Genomic DNA, 21,007 nt, shown 5'->3' with positions numbered 1-21,007 from the left:
AATACTTAAAGATTCGGTGTCGTTTATGAGTATTAAATTGAGTGTACAACTAACCCTTGTTGGCAAAGTTACACTTTTTTTCGTATAGTTGGTTATCAAAACAACAAAAAAATGCCACGGAATAGTAATATTTTCATTATCTGATAGATAATAAGTAACATGCTAAAAGGTAATTATCCCTTCTTTAACTGATGAATGTCTTGTCTTCCATAGGTAATGACACATTATCCATTTATAAAGAGAAAAGCCATTAATATCAATGATGATACTAATGGCTTTATACCCAAATAGGAAAGAAAGAATTACTATTTCACAACAAATTTCTTCCCATTGGTGATATATATACCAGGGGTTAACTTACTTTTATCATTGGCTTCTCTTACCTTAACACCATCAATCGTGTACACAGCACCGTCCTCTTCCTTGTTAATATTAACCCCTTTTACGTCAGTCGTACTTTTTTTATCAGTCAATCTTACACCTCTTAGGTAGTAATTAGCTCCTGATATCTGCAAACCATTCGTACGTAAGCGTTGAACAGTCTGTCCATCAAGTGTGATACGGTACAGTTTCTCGTCTTGTGAAGGGGTCAGTTGGATATTGGTTGCATTCCCTCCGAAAGGTGTTAGTACGATATTTCCACCCCCAGCTACATCCCTTACGGTAAATTCCATTTGCTGTCCTTCAGAAACATTACTGAAAAGCAGGGCAGGAAGGACAACCTTATCAGGTCCAATCTGTTTGAAGCCACTCCACAATCCACTTCTCTTCGTCTCGCTCATAAGGGTGAAGAAACGAACATTCTTGCCGTTTATCTTGCATCCCCCAGCCTTCAACGCCTGCAACATGTCGTTATCTGTTATGAGGAATGTCACCTCTGCGTCGTTTCTTGCAATCTCTGGCTTCTGCTTTAAGATACTCTTACCCGTCTTATCACAGATGTCGATTGACACAGGACCAGCCTTTCTGTGTTCCGAAGTACTGAGTGTGTCTATATCCATGATGAGCCTGTCGCCCACCTGTAGGTTACCTAACTGTGCGTTAGGAACATTGATTGATACGGTTGTCGTCTGCCAATCATATCCCTTTGGTACAGATCCTATCCACAATAACTTGTTTGTTCGCTTATAGACACGTAACCAATCGAGGTCCATAACATAGTTCTTGGGGACTCTGTTTATGTCTCCTCCATACTGAGGATCATTCTCTGGATAGAGTACTCCACCACCTTTTCCGTCTGGTTTACCCCCTATTCCACCCGTAATGGCAACATCCCAGATGTGATCAATATTATTCTTAATATACTCATTCTGCAGAAGTGCGTTGTATCTGGAAGAATAATTAAGCGTCTTTGGCTTATATTCTGATGTCAAGAACACCGACCTTACCCTTCCATCCAGCAGGAATGTCACTGCCAAGTTCCGTGAGGAATCACCCGGTTCGGGATCAATTTGTGCACCATAAACATGGAAGCCCTTCGATGGATCAAACTTTATCTCCCTTACACGATCAGCATACGGGTTATGATTGGAAGTAGTTTTAGGGATATACTTCTTAGTCTTCTCATCATATTCAGTCTGATCATAATCCAATCCGTGGATAGATTGATGCAAGAAGTTTTTCCCTTTCTTATGATAAGTATGCTTTTCCCAACCAGCAACATAGTCATTTTGATCATCATTTACAAAGAACTCTTCCAAGTCAATCTCGAACGTTCCTGCACCACCATACCGATGACGGAGCCACAAAGCCATCCATGTTCCTATGCTAAAAGGTATCTTTGCCTTTATCTCAATACGAGAATAGAGCGGATAATAAGTCCCTCCATTGTCTGCATCCCTACTTGACAGAAACCCTGACCACCAACCATTCTTCGTAAAATTATGGGTAGGTGCCAACGGAGCGCGCATCTTTGGACTGGTGTCAACTCCTTTTTGGTATCGTAACCCAGTATAAATCGGTTCACGAGTAGCACGTACGGAGGCTTTACCATCCTGCACTGTTACCATTTTATCACGGTAAGTTTGTGCCATACCTTGCCCAATATTGTTACCGTATGTCTCGTTAGAATAGTCTTTCTTCTTATCCCCATAGAGTCCCCACAGGTTCCGATCGATAGCATTTCCATTGAACTCATCACCACCAAAATAGCTCCATCCCGCCAACGGTGGTACTATGTCTTGTCTGTCTTGTGCCGTTAGGCTAAGAACTCCTAAGCCTAATCCACAAAGTGTAATTATTATTTTTCTCATATGATTTTGCTTTTCGTGTATATTAATGTAACACGGAATAAATATCTACGTGCAAAGGTACGGCATTTAAAATAAACTCAATGACATCGTTTCTCACAGTAATGTAAAATAAAAATAAGGTATTATAAACGTACTCATTTTATGTTGAAGAACATAAAATGAGCATGCCTTTTAATTAATTTTTCTTTCTTTTCGTTGCCAGAAGAGCCGTCTTCTGAACGTTTTTCCTTATCAAAGGCTTATTGATTCAAGCTGTCAATATGCTTCACATGGATGTATTCATGGTAATCACCACGTATCATTCCCTTCTGCTGAAGGTCGTCTAACAGTGCTATGAGGCTGTCCCAGAAACCATTTACATCATAAAGTGTCACACGTTTATGATGATATCCTATGGTTGCAGACGCAGCAACAGTGAACACTTCATCCAAAGTCCCGATGCCACCGGGCAAGGCACAGAACTCATCCGCCTGTTGCATCATGATTGCTTTGCGGTCAGTAAGATCCTCACATGGAATCTCTACGTCCACATAATCACTCATTCTGCGCCCCTCTTCCATGATACGCGGGACGACACCAATGGTCCTTCCGCCTGCTTCATGCACACTTTTACCAATACACTCCATGAGTCCACTGTTTCCTCCACCGTAGATGAGGGTGTGACCATGCTCCCCTATCCATTTCCCCAACCGTTCTGCCATGTTGAAGTAGGTTGGATCTATATTGTTGTTTGCCGAACAAAATACTGCTATCTTCATCTTATTTACTTTTCCACAAAGGTAGTTATTTTTTCACAATCTTACCTCTGAATACAGAAGTTTAAGGTAAATTTGAACTAAGTACTTTTTGATTGACAATCAGTTTGTACTTACAAAATAGACTAATTATAATAATAAAACAGACTATATATCAAGACTTCTATCTTATAAGAGAACAATTTGGCAAACTGAAAGCCACGTAATCACATTCTTTCTCCAACCTGATGAAAGCAAAAGAAAGATCTTTTGCACCATTAATGACTGAAGGATGACACAGTTAGAAATAATCTTACAAAAACTGAAGTGACATAACTTCGAAATCAAACAAAAATCTATTTTTTCTTGCTTTGTAACTTCCTAAGATTCAATTGGTTGTAAAGGGCAAAACAAAAGATGCCCTTTTAGCATCCAAAAGACGCCCTTTTACATTGCAAAAGGGCATCTTTTACCATGCAAAAGGGCGTCTTTTAGAGTGCGAAAGGGCACCTATTACTTTTCGTTATACGAAATTCTATTACATATTACTCAGCCAATAGCTTTGCAGCCATCTCATGACCGAGTCGTGCACACTCCTCTTTTATCTCTGGAGTAAGTGCTTGCTTCATCTCTACAGGCTCACCCACCTGTTCAAAGTGCAGGTGATTCTCGTTCCATTCTCCTATTGCAGAGACAGCCTTTGAAGCCCATGAGTATGACCCGAACCAACCAATGAGATGGTTCTTGATATCCCTGTTAGCCACTTCCTGCAGCAAAACATCCATCTCATGATAGAGCCCAGCATTGTAAGTTGGCGCACCAACAATCAGTCCACGGAAGCGGAAGATATCCTGAAGGATGTAGCTATGATGCGTTTTAGATACGTTGTAGAGTCGAATGTTCCTGACTCCAGCCAATGAAGCAGCACGTGCTATCTGTTCAGCCATACGCTCTGTGTTCCCATACATCGTTCCGTAGCAGATAACCAAGCCTGGATCAGTCTCATATTTCGACATACGATCATACAGGTTCACCACCTTTTCAACGTTCTCATGCCATACAGGACCATGTGTTGAACAGATATAATCAATGTGAATACCTGCAAGTTTCTTCAGTGCATTCTGAACTGGAATACCGTATTTACCTACAATGTTAGAGTAATAGCGAACCATCTCCAACCAATATCCCTCTGTATCGATGTCCTTATCGATGAATCCGCCGTTTAAAGCACCGAAACATCCAAAGGCATCACCTGTGAAAAGGATGGATGCTTCACCCTTGCTAAGAGTCATCATCGTCTCTGGCCAGTGCACCATTGGTGTCATAAAGAACTGCAATGTATGATGTCCTAACTCTAAAGTCTCACCATTTTTCACTTCTATAGTATTCTCTCTGATACCGTAGAAGCCTGACATCATGTCGAATGTCTTCTTGTTTCCAATGACTTGTATGTTAGGATAATACTTCTTCAACAAGGCTAAAGAACCAGAATGGTCAGGTTCCATGTGGTTGATGACAAGATAGTCAATTTGTCTATCACCCAAAACAGCATGTAGATTCTCGATGAACTGGACAAAGAAGTCCACTTCTACTGTATCAATCAGGCAGACTTTGTCGTCGTCAATGAGATAAGAATTGTAGCTAACGCCGTATGGCAATGGCCATAAACCTTCAAAAAGAGATTTGTTACGGTCGTTGACACCTACATAATAAACTTTGTTGGCAATTTCTATCATTTTTCTATTTTGATTTAGTGTGGTTCTTTTTTGTTATCCTTTCATCTGCTCTCCAAACTCCCGACTTACATAATTGAAGATGTCTTTGCAGCAGTCTGCAGAGAAATCCAAGCCACAATTGATAGCCTTGTCCCATTGTTCTTCAGTGAGTCCACGCAATAAGTCGTCGCGGGTGATACCATACTTCAGCATTCCGAAGATGAAACCGGCATTGAAGTTATCGCCAGCTCCAATGGTGCTTACGATATTCGTGTTATGGACAGGGTATGACTTTTTAAAGTCTTTACCACCACGTACCTCCACAGGTTGGCTTCCTTGCGTGTAAATGAACTGCTTGCAATAGAATGAAATCTCTGCGTTATAGACCTTGTCAGCCTCATCTTTTTTATAAAGTGTGGTGAAATCTTCATTGCTTCCACGCACAATGTCGGCATAATCGAGGTTCTCTAATAAGTTCGGAGTAATCCTAATAACATCGTCTTTGTGTGCAGGTCGATAGTTAACGTCATAATAGATGATTGCGCCATGTGACCGGGCATAATCTAAAAGCCCCAACACTTGCGGACGAATGACAGGGTTTACAGCATAATAAGAGCTGAAAATAACGATATCATCGGGCTGAATGTCAGGGTAAGTGAACTCTAATTGGTCGTGAGGATGGTCCTTATAAAAGATGTATTCTGCATCATTCTTGGTATTAAGGAATGCCAATGACACTGGAGACTTTGAGTCTGGGAAGGTGCTAACATTATCTGCATTAACCCCATTCTCCCTAAGGAACTTAATGATATAGTCTCCTACACGGTCATTACCAGCCTCAGAGATGAAGGATGCATTCACTCCGCAACGTCCTAAAGAGATAATGGCATTAAAGGTTGAGCCTCCTGGGACAGCTTCAACAGGCTTATTATCCTTGAAGATGATGTCCAAGACAGTTTCACCGATACCTATAACTTTCCGCATTCTATTATGATTTATATTAACTTCCTTATTAGTTTTGCAAATATAATGAAATTAGGTGGACTACAAAAAAGAATTAAGATTCTTTTTCCTTTACGCTTTTAAAGTGGTTTGTGTTTCGTTCTTTTTTCTTAAATTTGCAGTCATGACAAGTTATAAGACAGCAGTTTTGGATAACGGACTGCGTATCATAGTGCTCCCATCAGCATCTTCGGTGGTTTATTGTGGCTACCAGATCAATGCAGGAACAGCCAATGAGGAAACAGATGAAGAGGGTATTGCCCACTTTTGTGAGCATGTCAGCTTTAAAGGAACAAACAAACGAACAGCACTTGATGTTATTAATTGTTTGGAACAGGTTGGAGGTGACCTCAATGCCTTCACCACTAAGACAGATACTGTCTATTATTCAGCTATTCTGAAGGAGCATCTTCCGCGTGCAGTAGACCTCCTTACGGATATTGTTTTCCACAGTATCTATCCGCAAAAGGAGATTAATAAGGAGGTAGAGGTTATCTGTGACGAGATTGAATCATATAATGACAGCCCTTCAGAACTTATCTATGATGAGTTTGAAAACATCATTTTCCGTGGTCATCCACTGGGACATAACATCTTAGGTGAGGCAAAAAGGGTGAGAAAGTTCACCACTGAGGATGCTCTTCGCTTCACTCAGAAGTATTATCGACCAGAGAATGCTGTGTTCTTTGCCTATGGCAATATAGATTTCGAGCAGTTATTGTCTCTCTTGTCAACTGAAAACGGCACATTTGTGACCACTAAAGATGACAGTTGGAAGCCTAAAGAGATTTCTTTGCCAGCACTCAATGCATATGAACCACAGAAGATTACGGTGGACAAACATACGCATCAGGCACATGTAATGATAGGAAACAGAGCATATAGCGTACATGACAAGCGCCGCATGGCACTGTATCTATTGAACAATATATTAGGAGGTCCAGGGATGAACGCACGTCTGAACCTTGCATTACGAGAGCGTCGTGGACTGGTTTACACGGTAGAAAGTACAATGGTAAGCTATAGTACGACTGGGATATGGAGCATATATTTTGGTTGTGACGCTGAAGATATAGATGAGTGTAAGACCCTTGTACGGAAAGAACTCGACCGTTTTATGTCGACACCTCTGACTGATGCAGAGCTGTCAGTTGCCAAACAACAGATAAAAGGGCAAATAGGTATAGCCTGTGACAACCGTGAGAACCTTGCATTAGACTTCGGTAAGGTGTTCTTGCACTATGGTTGGAAGAAGGATATTCAGGCTCTTTATCATGACATAGACACCATCACAGCTGCCGAAGTACAATCCGTAGCACAGGAGTTGTTTGATAACAAACAGCTTACGGAGCTTATTTACGCATAAAAAAGAGGGATATTTACAGGGAGGACTCTGTTGAAGTACGGAAGGGAGAAGCGTTATCTTAACCTCTTTTACCCCTTTATTTCCCCCCATTCCATATCAGTATGGCATGTTTTTTTCTGTATTAAGAATAGTAATATATCTGTATTAAGGATAGTAATATATCTGTATTAAGAATAGTAATATATCTGTATTAAGGATAGTAATATAAATGTTTTAAGGATAATGAAAGCAAACATCGAACGCACAGATAAGAAGAGAGTAGTAATCGTTGGCGGTGGATTGGGTGGATTAGAGCTGGCTGTGAAGCTGACGGATGCCGACTTTCAGGTAGTATTAGTGGATAAAAACAACTATCATCAGTTCCCTCCATTGATTTATCAGGTGGCATCAGCGGGTCTTGAACCAAGTAGTATATCTTTTCCTTTCCGACGTTTGTTCCAAGGAAACAAGGACTTCTTCTTCCGCATGGCAACCGTTGAAGGTGTTAATACTAAGGAAAAGAAGATCATAACTTCAGTTGGTAGCATCCACTATGATTACCTTGTGTTGGCTGCAGGAGCCAAGACGAACTTCTTCGGGAACAAAGAAATAGAGGCTACCACACTACCGATGAAGTCCGTTTCAGAGGCAATGCGCTTGCGCAACACTATTTTGCGCAATCTAGAAAAGGCTGAAACGGAGGAAGATCCAAAGAAGAAACAAGCCTTAATGAATATTGTTGTCGTAGGTGGTGGTGCTTCTGGAGTAGAGATTGCAGGTGCTGTTGCAGAGATGAAGAAGAACGTTATACAGCGTGACTACCCTGATCTTGATGCTTCACAAATGCATATTTACCTCGTAAATGCTGTCGACAGACTACTGTCTGCTATGGATCCTGCATCATCAGCACGTGCAGAACGCGACTTAAAAGCTTTACATGTACACATTCGTCAGCCACAATTTGCAACGGAATATAAAGATGGTGTATTGAAGACAAGCGCTGGATTAGAGATTCCAACAGAGACTGTTATCTGGGTAAGTGGTATCTGTGCAAATCATATAGATGGATTACCAGAGGATAGTATCGGGCATGCTGGGCGTATACTTACCGATAGATTCTGCCAAGTTAAGGGCTTACAGGATGTCTATGCCATAGGCGACCAGAGTCTGGTGGAGGGTGATGAGGAGTATCCTTTAGGGCATCCACAGTTAGCACAGGTGGCTTTGCAGCAGGCAAAGACCGTTGCAGCAAACCTTCAGCGGATGCAGAAAGGGGAAGAACTAAAGCCCTTTAAATATCATAACTTGGGTGTTATGGCTACGATAGGACGTAATCATGCTGTGGCAGAGATTGCCGGCAAGAAGTTCGGAGGCTTCCCTGCATGGGCTTTGTGGCTTGTTGTTCATCTGCGTTCTATCCTTGGTGTGAAGAACAAAACATTCATTCTACTAAATTGGGTATGGAACTATATAAACTATAAGCAGAGCTTACGACTGATATTAAAGGCTAAATAGCAAAAAGGCTTCGCATCACTGCGAAACCTTTCGTTAACATGTGGCTTGCTCACGCAAGTCATGTTTCCTTGTACTAACTCAAATAATTAACTTTAATAACGACTATTTTTCTATTTGACGGGACAAAGTTACAAAAAAAGAACATAAGTAAAAGGAACAGAGAATATAAATAGTGTTACTTTTAGACTTTATAACAAATACAAGCTATCCTATTCACAATCAGTGGCTTTTTATTATCTATTGTTAACGCCTAAGTTCATTATTTACGAATCTTTGGGTATCATTCTCTTGGCTTTTATTTGCTACTCTCACCTTCTTACCGTACCTTTGCACACCAAAAAGGTAACATGCCACCTGAGAGTCTGCGTACCGATTGGTAGAAATTAGTCGTAGGCAAGTGTCTGTTGTGGGTTCGTTTGGTGGCGAGTTTGCCTTTTGTAAGATTATAAATAAATACAAACGAATTTGAAGACATTTGAAGAATTGGGCGTCAGCGAGGAGATTCGCCGCGCCATTAGTGAGCTTGGATTTGAGCATCCAATGCCTGTTCAGGAAGAAGTAATCCCTTATTTGCTTGGTAATCGTAATGACGTCATCGCACTGGCACAGACTGGTACGGGTAAGACGGCGGCATTTGGGCTTCCATTGCTACAACGTATTGATACGAATAGCAAGGAAACTCAAGCTATTGTGTTGAGCCCTACGCGTGAGCTTTGCCTGCAAATTGCCGATGACTTGAAGGATTTTGGCAAGTACATCCCCCACTTGCACATAGCAGCAGTGTATGGTGGAGCATCTATTGAGACGCAGATTCATCAGTTAAGACATGGAGTACAGATTATCGTTGCTACCCCTGGACGACTGATAGACCTCATGCACCGTGGCAAAGCACGTCTTGACAAAGTAACAAACGTTGTTTTGGATGAGGCAGATGAGATGCTGAACATGGGCTTTCAGGAGAGTATTACGGAGATCTTAACCGGTGTTCCAGAGGACAGAAACACTTTATTGTTCTCTGCAACGATGAGTCGTGATGTGGAACGTGTGGCAAAAGGCTATCTTCATGATTACAAAGAGATTGTCGTTGGAAGCCGTAATGAAGGGGCAGAGAGTGTAAACCATATATATTATATGGTGAATGCACGCGACAAATATCTTGCTTTGAAACGCTTGGTAGACTTTTATCCTAAGATTTATGCCATCGTATTCTGCCGTACTAAGGTTGAAACACAGGAGATTGCAGACAAACTGATCAAGGATGGATACAATGCAGAATCGTTACATGGTGACCTTTCACAGCAGCAACGTGACCTTACAATGCAGAAGTTCCGTTCTCATCTGACACAGATCCTTGTTGCAACGGACGTTGCAGCACGTGGATTGGACGTGAATGACCTCACACATGTCATCAACTATGGCTTACCTGATGACATAGAGAACTACACTCACCGCTCGGGTCGTACGGGTCGTGCAGGCAAGAAGGGTACATCTATCTCCATCATCCACTCACGTGAAAAGTATAAGGTACGTAATATTGAGCGTGAGATTGGTAAGGAATTCGTTGACGGAACACTCCCTTCACCTGAAGAAATCTGTAAGAAGCAGCTCTTCAAGTCAATGGATGATATCTTGAAAACAGATGTTGACGAAGACCAGATTGCTCCTTATATGAAGGACATCACCCGCCAGTTTGAGTATATAGACAAGGAAGACATCATCAAAAAGATTGTTACTTCAACCTTCGGACGCTTCCTGAACTACTATAAAAACGCTCCTGAAATAGAGAAACCATCATCACGTAGCTCTAAAGAGGAGAACCGTAGCATGCGAGGAGAAGGCAGAAGCACCCGTGGTCGTGGTTCTCGTAAGCCTGAGAGTGGCTACAAACGGTTGTTTGTCAACCTTGGTAAGGCTGACGGTTTCTATCCAGGTGAGGTGATGCAGTTCATCAATAAGAACATGCATGGGCACCAGGCAGTAGGTCATATCGACCTTCTTTCTAAGCAAAGTTACATTGAAGTGCCCGAACGGGACGCCCAAAAGGTAATGCATGCACTGGATGGTGCTACATATAAAGGCCGTAAAGTGCGTTGTAACGATGCTGAAGAAGGCGGACATGGTCGTAATTCAGGTCGTTCTACAGGTGGTCGTGGAAACAAGGAAGGACGTAGCGAACGTCGCAATCGTCGTCAATATGATGACAACATGTATCCTTCCACACGCAAATTCAAAAAGGATGACTGGAAAGAACTTATGAAAGGAGCACCTGCAAAGCTGAAAGGTGAAGAACCAGACTTCTCAGAAGAGGGATGGGCAAGGCGCAGACCAAAGAAGTAAACCAGCCTCCTACCCTCTCATTATCTACTGCTTCTGTCCACCGAATTATGCGATTTCATCGTTACCGTTCGCCTATCGGCAATCTGATTCTTGCTGCAGACAACGGCTTCCTGTGCTACTGTCTATGGGAAGACAGCATGGATAATCAGCTCCTTGACGATTGGGAAGAAGACAAGACTACGCATGAGACAGTGCTTACTGAGGCTTGTCGACAGATGGATGAGTACTTCTCAGGGACACGTAAGAACTTTTCCTTGCCGCTCAAGCCCTTTGGTACCGTCTTTCAACAGCACGCCTGGCAAGCACTACAGAAGATTCCCTATGGCAAAACCATCTCTTACGCCGAAGAAGCAAGACTGATGAACAGTCCTAAAGCTGTAAGAGCAGTAGGCAATGCCAACCGTCATAACCCACTAATGATCATCATTCCGTGCCACAGAGTAGTAGGAAGCAATGGACATATAGGAGGATATGTTGGTGGAACAGAAAGGAAAAAGTGGTTGTATAAATTTGAAAACGTGTGTCAATAGAGCTATTGACACACGTTTTTTGTTCTACTATCTCTATACAAGAAAGCAAATGTTTCGCACCAGAAAAATATCTTACAATCATCAGAAGTAATCTGTCTAATATCTCGAAGGAATCATCCAAAATGTGGTTTTGTAACCATCACATACTTAGAGGGTTACGGTGAGCAATGTAAAAGGGCATCTTTTACCTTCTAAAAGGGCACCTTTTACACATCAAAAGAGCACCTTTTGCGTTGTAAAAGATGCCCTTTTGCAATGCAAAAGACCGTCTCTTACTTTTCAAATGTGAAACAACTTTACATAAGAGACATTGATAAGGCATTTGGAAGATACGTTAATACAGATTAAATCACATAAAAAAAGGATGTGCAAAACAATCCATTGCACATCCTTTTCCGTATTTATACACTTACAGTTTACTGTGGATTAATCTCCTTCAGCAGGCGGTCAGCGTGTCCCCACTTGTCCATAAGATAGAGAACGAAGCGGATATCAACACCAATACAACGTGCTAACTTGCGGTCGAAGTAGATATCACTGGCAAGACTATCCCAGTTTCCATCGAATGCAAGACCAATGAGTCTGCCCTTTCCATCGAACATTGGAGAGCCTGAATTACCACCTGTAATATCGTTATTGGTAAGGAAGCACAGTTGCATCTTACCTGTTGTCTTATCCGTGTAACGCCCGAAATCCTTTGCACTCATGAGGTCCATCATGATTGGTTCAGCCTTATAGTCTTCGAGTTTATCGCCACGTTTCATCTTCTCCACAATACTTTCAGCTGTTGTGTAGTAGTTACTGTCGAAGTTACCAATCATGTATCCACCCACCTGACCATAGGAAAGACGCATCGTAAAGTTAGCATCACTGTAATGAGGCATGTCCATTTCCATCTGTACCTTTGCTTCACAGAGTTTCTTTTCTTCGTTGTCAATGGAGTCAGACTTGCCCGTTAAGTCCGTCAGAATACCTTGATAAGCAACGATAAGTTGCAAGCCTAGCTGTACACCTGGGTCTTTCAGGGTCTTATCATCGTTATAGAACTTATGGTCTTTCTCCATTAACTTACTCTTTGAATAGAGCCATTCCGTATACTTCTTATAATCATTACCGAAGCTTTTCTTTATTGTGCTGTATACATCAGGTAGGTATTTAGCTGGTACATGTTCGGCATAATTCTTCAGCATGGCAGCAGTCATCTCCTTATCAAGTGCCAAATTCCATTCGTCACTATTGTCTTTGAACTGCATATATTGCTTCTTTGGATTGTCCTTTGGTCCTTGAGGCTCTATCGCACCACGGGTAAGATCAAGCGCACGTTTGAACATTTCTGTGACTTTCCAGAATGATTCATTCCAGTAATTGGCTGCAAGTGAAGATTCATTGCTGTTCGTATAGAGCTTACTCAGCTCTGGGAAGTTAACATCTACAGATGGATCTTTCACCTTTTTAGCATCAAGCCACTTCTGTATCCTTGCCTCGTATTCTGCTTTCTGGCGGATAAGCCCCGTTGAATCGATACATTTGTTCATACCCATGGAGTTCTTCCAGTAGTTAGCAGCAGTGACATATTTGTCCTCATATTGGATACGTGTCTTCTCATTCATATCCATATACTTCTTCATAATGGCTAGTTTGATGTCACGTGCCTGTATGCGAGTGGTGTTTTCTATGTCCCGACGTTGTTTAATACCATACGAAGACAGATAACGACTTGTTGATCCTGGATAACCTACTGTCATTGCAAAGTCCTTATCCTTATACCCTTCTAAGCTTACTGGAGCCCAGTGTTCTGGGTGATAAGGCACATTATCCTTAGAGTAAGCAGCCGGTCCGTTGGTCTTTGGGTCAGCATAGATGCGGAAAACAGAGAAGTCACACGTCTGTCGAGGCCACATCCAGTTGTCGGTTTCACCACCAAACTTACCCATACTCTTCGGTACTGTGAACACTAATCGTACGTCAGGGAAGTCCTGATAAGTTGTAGCATAGTACTTATTACCTTCATAGAAAGCGTCAATATTCACGTGTAAGCTCTTGTCGATGTTCTTCACGGAGTCCGTCATCTGGTTCGTCAAGACATCAATAAGGGAGTCTGCCTGCTCCTTAGTTTTACCATTAATAAGCTTATTCACACGTGCTGTGACATCCTTTTGGTTCTTCATGAAGGAGACAAACATGTTCTCATTCGGTAGCTCTTCCGCATAATTCTTAGCATAAAAGCCATTCAACATGTAGTCATGTTCTACTGTTGAGTGTGCATTAATAGCACTGAAGCCACAGTGATGGTTTGTGAATACTAAGCCATCAGGGGATACTACAACTCCAGAACAGAAGCCTGAGAAGTTGATTACATAGTTACTGATAGCGTTAGGAGAACTGTACAGCATGTCAGCAGGTAGCTTGAAACCCTCTGCTACCATTTGATCATAGACTGCATTCGGAAGGTTGTAGAGTGTCCACATACCTTCATCGGCGTGCATTGAGGTACTACCCAATGCAAGAAGGCCAGCGATGAGTAAAGTTGTTTTCTTCATAATTTATTTGTTTTGAGGTGCTTATCTATGTATTAAGAGACTAAATTAGGATGGTTTTGTGAACCATTTCGTCTCCTTTTTACTTGCTTTTTAAGTTTTTTCGCCCTACTTTCTACTTCTTAAACTTTCTTATTACCTGTGGCATATCATGATAAATCACGTGTGCAATGAAGGCAATGATCACTAATGTATTGACTCCTAATGCCTCTGGAACAGAAAGATTAGCATTGCAGTAGGTAATAATAGCGAAGAAGAAGCCTCCTATCAACACGTAAACGAGGATACTCTTCAGTGGATAATCAATGGGATACTTACGTTGACCAACGACATACGACAGTACCATCGCTGTTGCATTCCCTAAGAATCCTGCCCATGCGCATGCCATATAGCCGTAATGAGGCACGAAAATAACGTTGATTCCGATGATTACTGCACATCCTATGCCCGAGAAATATGCGCCCCAAATGGTTTTATCAATAAGCTTATACCAGAAGCTTAGGTTGAAATAGACACCCGTCATGATACCACCTGCCATGACAATCGGTACGACACGGAGTCCAACCCAGTAGTCTCTGCCGATGATATGACGCAGAACATCCATGTAACCCATCACAACAAGGAAAGCAAGTATGGTGAAAATGAGGAAGAACTTCATTGCTCTGGCATATGTTTCTTTGTTGTCCTTATCACGTGATTTACCAAAAACGAAGGGCTCATAGGCGTAACGGAAGGCCTGTGTTATCATTGACATGATCATTGCTATCTTACTTGCAGCACCGAATATGCCAAGTTGTGCATGTGCATCGCTATCCTTATAGACGTATGGAAAGAGGATATAACCTGCTGTTTGGTTCAGAATTCCTGCTATACCAAGGATAAGAATAGGCCAAGAGTAAGACAACATCTTCTTTGCCAAGGGCATATCAAGCAGTTTACCACCAGCAAAGAAACCATCTTTCAGCTCCTTCCAGAAGCAGAAAGTAATGGTACCCGTACATACAAGGTTAATATAGAAGGCGAAACCAACCTCATGTCCGTTGAGAATAAGGTAGTAAACGATGTTCAGAATGATATTCAATGCAATGAACAAGAGCTTGAAAGCAGCAAACTTTATAGGTCGTTTCTTGTATCTAAGGTATGCAAAAGGAATACATTGGAAGGCATCTATAGCAACGGTAACAGCCATCACCCACACATAAGAGGGATGATCTGGATACCCCATAAAGTTACAAATGGGTTGCAAGAAGATGAAAACCAATGCGATGAACAGTAACGAAGATAATCCAACTAACGACAAAGTCGTTGAATAAACCTTCTTTGGATCTTGGTCAGCCTTATTTGCATAGCGGAAGAAAGTGGTCTCCATTCCGTATGTTAGAATCACAAGTAGCAAAGCTGTATAGGCATATATGTTCGTAATAACGCCATAACCACCACTGGCAGCACTAATCTTTGCGGTGTATAATGGTACAAGAAGGTAATTCAAGAACCTTCCGATGATACTGCTCATGCCATAGATGGCTGTATCTTTTGCAAGTGATTTTAAATTTGCCATTGTTTGTTTTGTTATTGAACGTTCTGGCTGACAAAGTGAGTTAAGCTTGTAGTCGTAATGCTTTGTTAAAAGAACATGTAGCAGACTGCTATAGCTGCTATCACACCAACCAGGTCAGCAAGCAGTCCACAAGCCACGGCGTGACGTGTATATCTCACGCCAATACTACCGAAATAGACTGCAAGTATATAGAATGTAGTGTCCGTTGAACCTTGGAAGATACAACTTAGTCGTCCCACAAAGGAGTCAGGACCATAGCTTTTCATTGCTTCCAACATCAAACCTCGTGCTCCACTGCCTGACAATGGTTTCATGAAAGCTGTTGGAAGGGCACCTACGAAGTCGGTATTTAAGCCACATTGCTCCATACACCACTGTATTCCACTTATCAATAAGTCCATTGCTCCTGACGCACGGAACACTCCTACAGCAACAAGTATCGCTACAAGGTATGGGATAATGCGTACTGCGGTATGAAATCCCTCCTTTGCTCCTTCGATGAAAGCGTCATAAACGTTTATCTTCCGCATCAGTCCTGCACCGATGAAAAGGACGATTATAGACATTAAGATGAGGTTTGAAGCCACAGATGTCACTGTACCCATCGTCTGTTTGTCCATTTGTCCAAAGCCCCAGATGATGATTCCAACGAATGCCATCAGTCCAACAAGCCCTAAGAAGAGTGTTGGTTGGAAGATATTGATACGTTGCCAGGCTGCAGTAATGATGATTCCAGCGAGCGTTGCAACCGTTGTAGCAAGCAAGATAGGGATGAAAACATCAGTTGGTTGTGCTGCTCCGTATGAACTTCGGAAAGCAAGAATAGTCGTTGGGATGATGGTTAAGCCCGAAGTATTCAGCACCAAGAACATTATCATGGGGTTGGTAGCGGTGTCCTTCTGTGTGTTTAGCTCTTGCATCTGACTCATTGCCTTAAGTCCAGTAGGTGTGGCGGCATTGTCAAGTCCCAACATATTCGATGCAATATTCATAAAAATAGAACCCATAACAGGATGGTTCTTAGGAATATCAGGGAAGAGTTTTGTGAAGAAAGGGCTGAGCATACGTGCCAATACGTTTACTATACCCGCCTTCTCACCAACTTTCATGATACCTAACCATAAGGCGAGAACACCTGTTAAGCCCAAAGATGTTTCAAATGCAGTCTTGGATGAGTCAAAAGTAGCATCCACCATCTTTTGAAAAATCGTCATATCACCTGTCAGTAAGGCTACTATTCCGAAGACAAAAGCGATGAGGAAGAAGGCAATCCAAATATAGTTAAGTACCATTCAGTTTCTTTCTTGCGATTGTTTTTTTATTTATTGATGATAATTATGGGATGGACTGACTTTGGTAACATCATTCTTTCCCATTGCAAAGATACGCAATAATGCGTGAACTATCGTCATAATAAATAAAAAAGATAAGCAGCTCGCTATGAATATAACTGCTTATCCTGCTATCTTTCTGCTCTGATCGTTTTGGTAATAATACCCCTGATAAAGTTTAGAATTGGTTCCCTGTCATTTTTAACACTTCATATAATATACTTATAATCAAATTATTACAGAGCACGAAGGCGTGACAGAAGTGACAGCAACTTTCGTTTCAGCACTTCTGTTGCCGCTGAATGTATCAAGTTTATCGCCAAAAACAAATCTAATATCAAACAGTTTTTCTTCTGATAGGATAAACTGTCAGTACGGGAAAGTATCTTTACAGTTTAAAGAAGTCATATTTTCACGGAATCAGTTAATACACCAAGAAAGTCAGCTTTGTATTATCTTGATTATCAATAGGTTATCAACAGGCTTTCAAAAGGGCGTCTTTTGCACTTCAAAAGGGCACCTTTTACACATCAAAAGATGCCCTTTTGCGATGTAAAAGGGCGTCTTTTACAATGCAAAAGGGCATCTCCTATTTTTCAATAGAGTTACTATTACGAATTTATATTACAACTCTTTGGATTCTGTATACAACAGTTGTATCATTGTCTGACCAACTGCCTGCAGTGTATTCTTATCTATATGCGCCATCGTGTCATTGACAGTATGCCACGTAGGTCCAAATGAACTCTGTGCACAATCAGGATAGTATGGGATAATATCTATCGTTGGGATTCCTGCATTTTCATTGATTGGGACATGGTCATCAGTAACCATTCCACCCACAGCATCAGGGAAGTATGACCCATAACCAGCGGCTTTAGCTGCATTCCAGACCTTATCTACAACGTCAGGAGCGAACTGCATGGACTGACCTTCACGATAGAACTGTGCGCCTTCACCACCAACCATATCCAAAAGGATACCAAAGACGGGCTTTGCACCAGCTGGAAGGTTCTTAGAATAGTATTGTGCGCCCAGCGCCCAGCTATCACCAGTATCCTGATAGTTCGTTGCCCACTGCGGAACACCCCAGTCTTCAGCATCTGTACAGACGAAGTCTACACCAATCTCCAGCTTCTTATCAGCCTGCAACTGTCGTGCAAGCTCAAGCATAACAGCAACACCACTTGCTCCATCATTGGCTGCCATAACGGGTTTCTTATGATTTGTTGAGTCTGGATCATTATCAGCCCAAGGCCTACTGTCCCAGTGTGCACAAAGCATAATACGCTTCTTGGCTTTCGGATTGTAACGTGCAATGATGTTTGTAGACTTCAGTATCGTACCATCATAGCCCTTCAGGTCAGCTTTTTGCTCTAAAACCTCACATCCATATTGCTTAAACTTTGCCACAATCCACTTTCCGCACTGCTCATGTGCCGTAGAATTCATAGTTCGTGGACCGAAATTGCACTGTGCAGCAGTAAAGGCATAAGCTGAATCAGCATTAAACTTTGGACCAACAGGCTTGACAGCGGCAACTGTATCAGCATCTGCTGTACTGTTATTGTTCCCTGTTTTCTCTTTACAACCATAGGTTGATGTTGTCAGGAGAGCCGTCAAAAGACAGCCAATGATAATTTTAATTTTAGCTTTCATTACTTATTTTCTATGAGAAAATTACCTAACGCTCTGCACCTTTGCCATGACACGCAGCCAATTTCCTCCCCATATCTTTTCAATATCACGTTCACTATACTTACGACGAAGCAGATGAAGCGTGAAGTTTATCATCTCACTAGCATCTGCCATACCACGTACCGTACCGTCACCATCAAAGTCTGTGCCTACTCCAACATGGTCTATACCCATCACTTCAATAGCATGTTCCAAGTGAGCAATGGCATCCATGACCGTTGCTTCGCCTTCTTTCTTGAGGAAACCATGATAAAGTGTGATATGGGCTACACCACCTTTCTTTGCCAAAGCGCGCATCTGATCGTCTGTAAGGTTACGAGGTACATCGCAAAGCACCTTACTATTGGAGTGACTGCAGACAATTGGCTGTGTACTTATGTCCAAAGCATCATAGAAACTCTTCTCACCGCCGTGGCTCAAGTCGACCATTATGCCATTACGATTCATCTCTTTGATGACTTCAGCACCAAACTTACTCACTCCACCATGCGTATTACAGCCACGAGCAGAGTCACAAATATCATTGTCACCGTTATGACACAGAGTAATATAGACTACGCCACGCTGTGCAAAGTGCTTCACATTCTCCAACTTATGCTCTAAAGCAAGACCATTCTCAATGGCAAACATGATACTCTTACGTCCCTTTCGCTTGTCTTCATAGAGGTCGGAAGGTGTACGCGCTATGCTGATATAACGTTGATTCTGCTTTACAATCTCTTCCAATTTGTTGAAGATAAGGTCAGCATATACGGCTGGTGTCAGGTGATCAAGCGTCTCTATCAGATCCGGATTGAAGCGTTTCAACCCCGCAACATCTATCTTTGAAGAGAAAGTCTCACCTATCTTCGGCTGTGGAAGATAAGCAGCCATCGTCACTGCGTCCTGCCTTCCCTCCGTCATCTTATGGAGATCATAGAGGATACGTGGGTCACGTTGATCAAAACGAACACCTTGTGGGAAGAACATTGGGGTATCACAGTGGGTATCCAACGTGAGGACACGCTGGTGAAGTTGCTTTGCTATATAGAAATTGTTTGCCTGTGTGGCGAGCCAACCAAAGAGTTTACCACCTTCGTCACCCATCCATTCTGGGTGCCACTGCACTCCCATGACCGACTTAAACTCCCTACTCTCTATCGCTTCAATCACTCCATCGGGTGAAAAAGCCGTGGCACGGAACCGATCGCCTGCCGTTTTCACTGCTTGATGGTGGAAAGAATTAACGAAAATATGCTCTTCCTTGTACAAAGCACGTAGGATTGAGCCCTTTTCTAACGTCACGCTATGCGTTGCCTCACCACGATCAGCATCCTGAGAATGCTTTAATGTAGCAGAATGGAGGGTTGTTACGACTTTATCTTTGCTGAGTTTCTTGCCTACAGCCTCATCAATACGGAGATAATCTTCATAAATATCCTGCTGAACTATACCTCCTAAGGCAACAGCTAACGTCTGTATACCACGACAGATACCAAGGATTGGGATCTGACGGTTGAACGCCAAGCGTGTCAACATCAGTTCTGCCAGATCACGTTCAGCATTGATATTATGTAAATGGGTAGAAGGTTCCTCCCCCATCCACAATGGATTGATATCTCCACCACCTGTAAGCAACAGACCATCTAAGTGGGTTAGCGTATTTACCAACACTTCTTTATCTGCAACAGGTGGTATAAGAACAGGCGTCCCACCAGCCTTTACAATCTGTTTATAGTAAACGTCTCTTAAAGTAGCATCCCCTTCCGTGAAATTTGTGGTGATACCAATAATAGGCTGACGCTTCGCCTCAGGGTAAGTCGCATAGACTTTGTCAAGCTGCGACTGTAGATCATACTTCATTCTTTCGCTTGTTTGAAAGCTATTATGTTATTGTTTATTGGATAATTCCTCCTACATATTTTCAGAAATGGGCACTTCACGCTTGATACTCTGCTCTAAAGAGATAAGTGTTTCGGTTGATACCACACCAGCGATGCCTTGCATCTGGTTGTTAAGCAGGTCCATTAATTGCTCATTATCCTTTGCATATAGTTTCACCAACATGGTGTAAGGACCCGTTGTGAAGTGACATTCCACAATCTCAGGGATAGAGCTAAGACGATCAACCACCTTCTTATACATAGAACCACGCTCAAGATTCAGTCCGACATAAGTACAAGTCGTATAGCCTAAGCTCTTGGGATTAATGTTAAAACCACTACCCGTAATAACGCCATTCTCTACCAAATGCTGCACACGTTGGTGGATTGCTGCACGCGACACACCGCACTGAGCAGCCACATCCTTGAAAGGCATACGAGCATTCTGCGACAGGATACCTAGTATCTTCTTGTCTAATCTGTCAATTTTGTCCATCTTTATTGTTGATAAACTTTGTTTATTAGGTAATTAAATATAAGTATAGATTGCAAGCAAAAGTAGGTAATAAATATTGAACAAGCAACAAAATG

At 42.1% G+C, this 21,007-nt stretch carries 14 protein-coding genes; 4 read left to right on the top strand and 10 right to left on the bottom strand.

The window, feature by feature from the left end; genetic code table 11:
* Positions 1-305: 305 nt before the first annotated feature.
* The 4 genes from ACZ48L_RS06455 to ACZ48L_RS06440 form a co-directional block, all read right to left on the bottom strand.
* Positions 306-2,252: a glycoside hydrolase family 16 protein gene (locus ACZ48L_RS06455; RefSeq protein ID WP_025791334.1), complete on the bottom strand. Its 1,947-nt coding sequence runs from the start codon at positions 2,250-2,252 to the stop codon at positions 306-308.
* A gap of 239 nt (positions 2,253-2,491) precedes the next feature.
* On the bottom strand, positions 2,492-3,010 hold the full coding sequence (locus ACZ48L_RS06450; protein WP_025791333.1) for an LOG family protein: 519 nt from the start codon (positions 3,008-3,010) through the stop codon (positions 2,492-2,494).
* Between the two features lie 521 nt (positions 3,011-3,531).
* Positions 3,532-4,722, bottom strand: coding sequence for an FprA family A-type flavoprotein (locus tag ACZ48L_RS06445; RefSeq protein ID WP_025791331.1), 1,191 nt, complete (start codon positions 4,720-4,722; stop codon positions 3,532-3,534).
* Between the two features lie 33 nt (positions 4,723-4,755).
* Positions 4,756-5,685 (bottom strand): carbohydrate kinase family protein, encoded by a 930-nt coding sequence (locus tag ACZ48L_RS06440; RefSeq protein WP_008823494.1) that lies wholly within the window; start codon positions 5,683-5,685, stop codon positions 4,756-4,758.
* Positions 5,686-5,827: 142 nt separating this feature from the next.
* Here ACZ48L_RS06440 and ACZ48L_RS06435 point away from each other — a divergent pair, with 142 nt between their 5' ends.
* The 4 genes from ACZ48L_RS06435 to ACZ48L_RS06420 all read left to right on the top strand — a co-directional run bounded on the left by ACZ48L_RS06435 (position 5,828) and on the right by ACZ48L_RS06420 (position 11,430).
* Positions 5,828-7,069 (top strand): M16 family metallopeptidase, encoded by a 1,242-nt coding sequence (locus ACZ48L_RS06435; RefSeq protein ID WP_025791330.1) that lies wholly within the window; start codon positions 5,828-5,830, stop codon positions 7,067-7,069.
* Between the two features lie 222 nt (positions 7,070-7,291).
* Positions 7,292-8,563: an NAD(P)/FAD-dependent oxidoreductase gene (locus ACZ48L_RS06430; protein ID WP_219524044.1), complete on the top strand. Its 1,272-nt coding sequence runs from the start codon at positions 7,292-7,294 to the stop codon at positions 8,561-8,563.
* Between the two features lie 465 nt (positions 8,564-9,028).
* Entirely contained in the window at positions 9,029-10,900 is a 1,872-nt protein-coding gene (locus tag ACZ48L_RS06425; RefSeq protein ID WP_025791329.1) for a DEAD/DEAH box helicase, read from the top strand.
* Positions 10,901-10,947: 47 nt separating this feature from the next.
* Positions 10,948-11,430 carry a methylated-DNA--[protein]-cysteine S-methyltransferase gene (locus tag ACZ48L_RS06420; RefSeq protein WP_025791327.1) on the top strand — a complete coding sequence of 161 codons (483 nt, stop codon included), beginning with the start codon at positions 10,948-10,950 and terminating at the stop codon, positions 11,428-11,430.
* A gap of 416 nt (positions 11,431-11,846) precedes the next feature.
* Here the strand turns inward: ACZ48L_RS06420 and ACZ48L_RS06415 are convergent, their stop codons facing one another.
* From ACZ48L_RS06415 to ACZ48L_RS06390, 6 genes are all read right to left on the bottom strand, one after another.
* Positions 11,847-13,970, bottom strand: coding sequence for a S46 family peptidase (locus ACZ48L_RS06415; protein ID WP_025791325.1), 2,124 nt, complete (start codon positions 13,968-13,970; stop codon positions 11,847-11,849).
* A 112-nt stretch (positions 13,971-14,082) separates the two neighbouring features.
* Positions 14,083-15,525 carry an oligosaccharide flippase family protein gene (locus tag ACZ48L_RS06410; protein WP_219496510.1) on the bottom strand — a complete coding sequence of 481 codons (1,443 nt, stop codon included), beginning with the start codon at positions 15,523-15,525 and terminating at the stop codon, positions 14,083-14,085.
* 65 nt (positions 15,526-15,590) lie between these two features.
* Positions 15,591-16,817: a nucleoside recognition domain-containing protein gene (locus ACZ48L_RS06405; protein WP_025791323.1), complete on the bottom strand. Its 1,227-nt coding sequence runs from the start codon at positions 16,815-16,817 to the stop codon at positions 15,591-15,593.
* A gap of 663 nt (positions 16,818-17,480) precedes the next feature.
* A complete protein-coding gene (locus ACZ48L_RS06400; RefSeq protein ID WP_025791322.1) occupies positions 17,481-18,515 on the bottom strand; it encodes a M28 family peptidase in 1,035 nt (344 codons plus the stop codon).
* Between the two features lie 21 nt (positions 18,516-18,536).
* Positions 18,537-20,396: a gamma-glutamyl-gamma-aminobutyrate hydrolase family protein gene (locus ACZ48L_RS06395; RefSeq protein WP_025791320.1), complete on the bottom strand. Its 1,860-nt coding sequence runs from the start codon at positions 20,394-20,396 to the stop codon at positions 18,537-18,539.
* Between the two features lie 51 nt (positions 20,397-20,447).
* Positions 20,448-20,912 (bottom strand): Lrp/AsnC family transcriptional regulator, encoded by a 465-nt coding sequence (locus ACZ48L_RS06390; protein ID WP_008823484.1) that lies wholly within the window; start codon positions 20,910-20,912, stop codon positions 20,448-20,450.
* Positions 20,913-21,007 lie beyond the last annotated feature (95 nt).

The organism is Prevotella histicola (assembly GCF_055385135.1).
Note: the sequence above shows the minus strand (reverse complement) of the source record. Positions and strands in the feature narration are given on the sequence as shown.

Bases quoted from the DNA above. Each gene is read 5' to 3' on its own strand.
- ACZ48L_RS06455 (WP_025791334.1), bottom strand. From the start codon at position 2,252: ATGAGAAAAATAATAATTACACTTTGTGGATTAGGCTTAGGAGTTCTT.
- ACZ48L_RS06430 (WP_219524044.1), top strand. From the start codon at position 7,292: ATGAAAGCAAACATCGAACGCACAGATAAGAAGAGAGTAGTAATCGTT.
- ACZ48L_RS06410 (WP_219496510.1), bottom strand. From the start codon at position 15,525: ATGGCAAATTTAAAATCACTTGCAAAAGATACAGCCATCTATGGCATG.
- ACZ48L_RS06420 (WP_025791327.1), top strand. From the start codon at position 10,948: ATGCGATTTCATCGTTACCGTTCGCCTATCGGCAATCTGATTCTTGCT.
- ACZ48L_RS06435 (WP_025791330.1), top strand. From the start codon at position 5,828: ATGACAAGTTATAAGACAGCAGTTTTGGATAACGGACTGCGTATCATA.
- ACZ48L_RS06405 (WP_025791323.1), bottom strand. From the start codon at position 16,817: ATGGTACTTAACTATATTTGGATTGCCTTCTTCCTCATCGCTTTTGTC.
- ACZ48L_RS06390 (WP_008823484.1), bottom strand. From the start codon at position 20,912: ATGGACAAAATTGACAGATTAGACAAGAAGATACTAGGTATCCTGTCG.
- ACZ48L_RS06395 (WP_025791320.1), bottom strand. From the start codon at position 20,396: ATGAAGTATGATCTACAGTCGCAGCTTGACAAAGTCTATGCGACTTAC.
- ACZ48L_RS06400 (WP_025791322.1), bottom strand. From the start codon at position 18,515: ATGAAAGCTAAAATTAAAATTATCATTGGCTGTCTTTTGACGGCTCTC.
- ACZ48L_RS06445 (WP_025791331.1), bottom strand. From the start codon at position 4,722: ATGATAGAAATTGCCAACAAAGTTTATTATGTAGGTGTCAACGACCGT.
- ACZ48L_RS06450 (WP_025791333.1), bottom strand. From the start codon at position 3,010: ATGAAGATAGCAGTATTTTGTTCGGCAAACAACAATATAGATCCAACC.
- ACZ48L_RS06415 (WP_025791325.1), bottom strand. From the start codon at position 13,970: ATGAAGAAAACAACTTTACTCATCGCTGGCCTTCTTGCATTGGGTAGT.
- ACZ48L_RS06440 (WP_008823494.1), bottom strand. From the start codon at position 5,685: ATGCGGAAAGTTATAGGTATCGGTGAAACTGTCTTGGACATCATCTTC.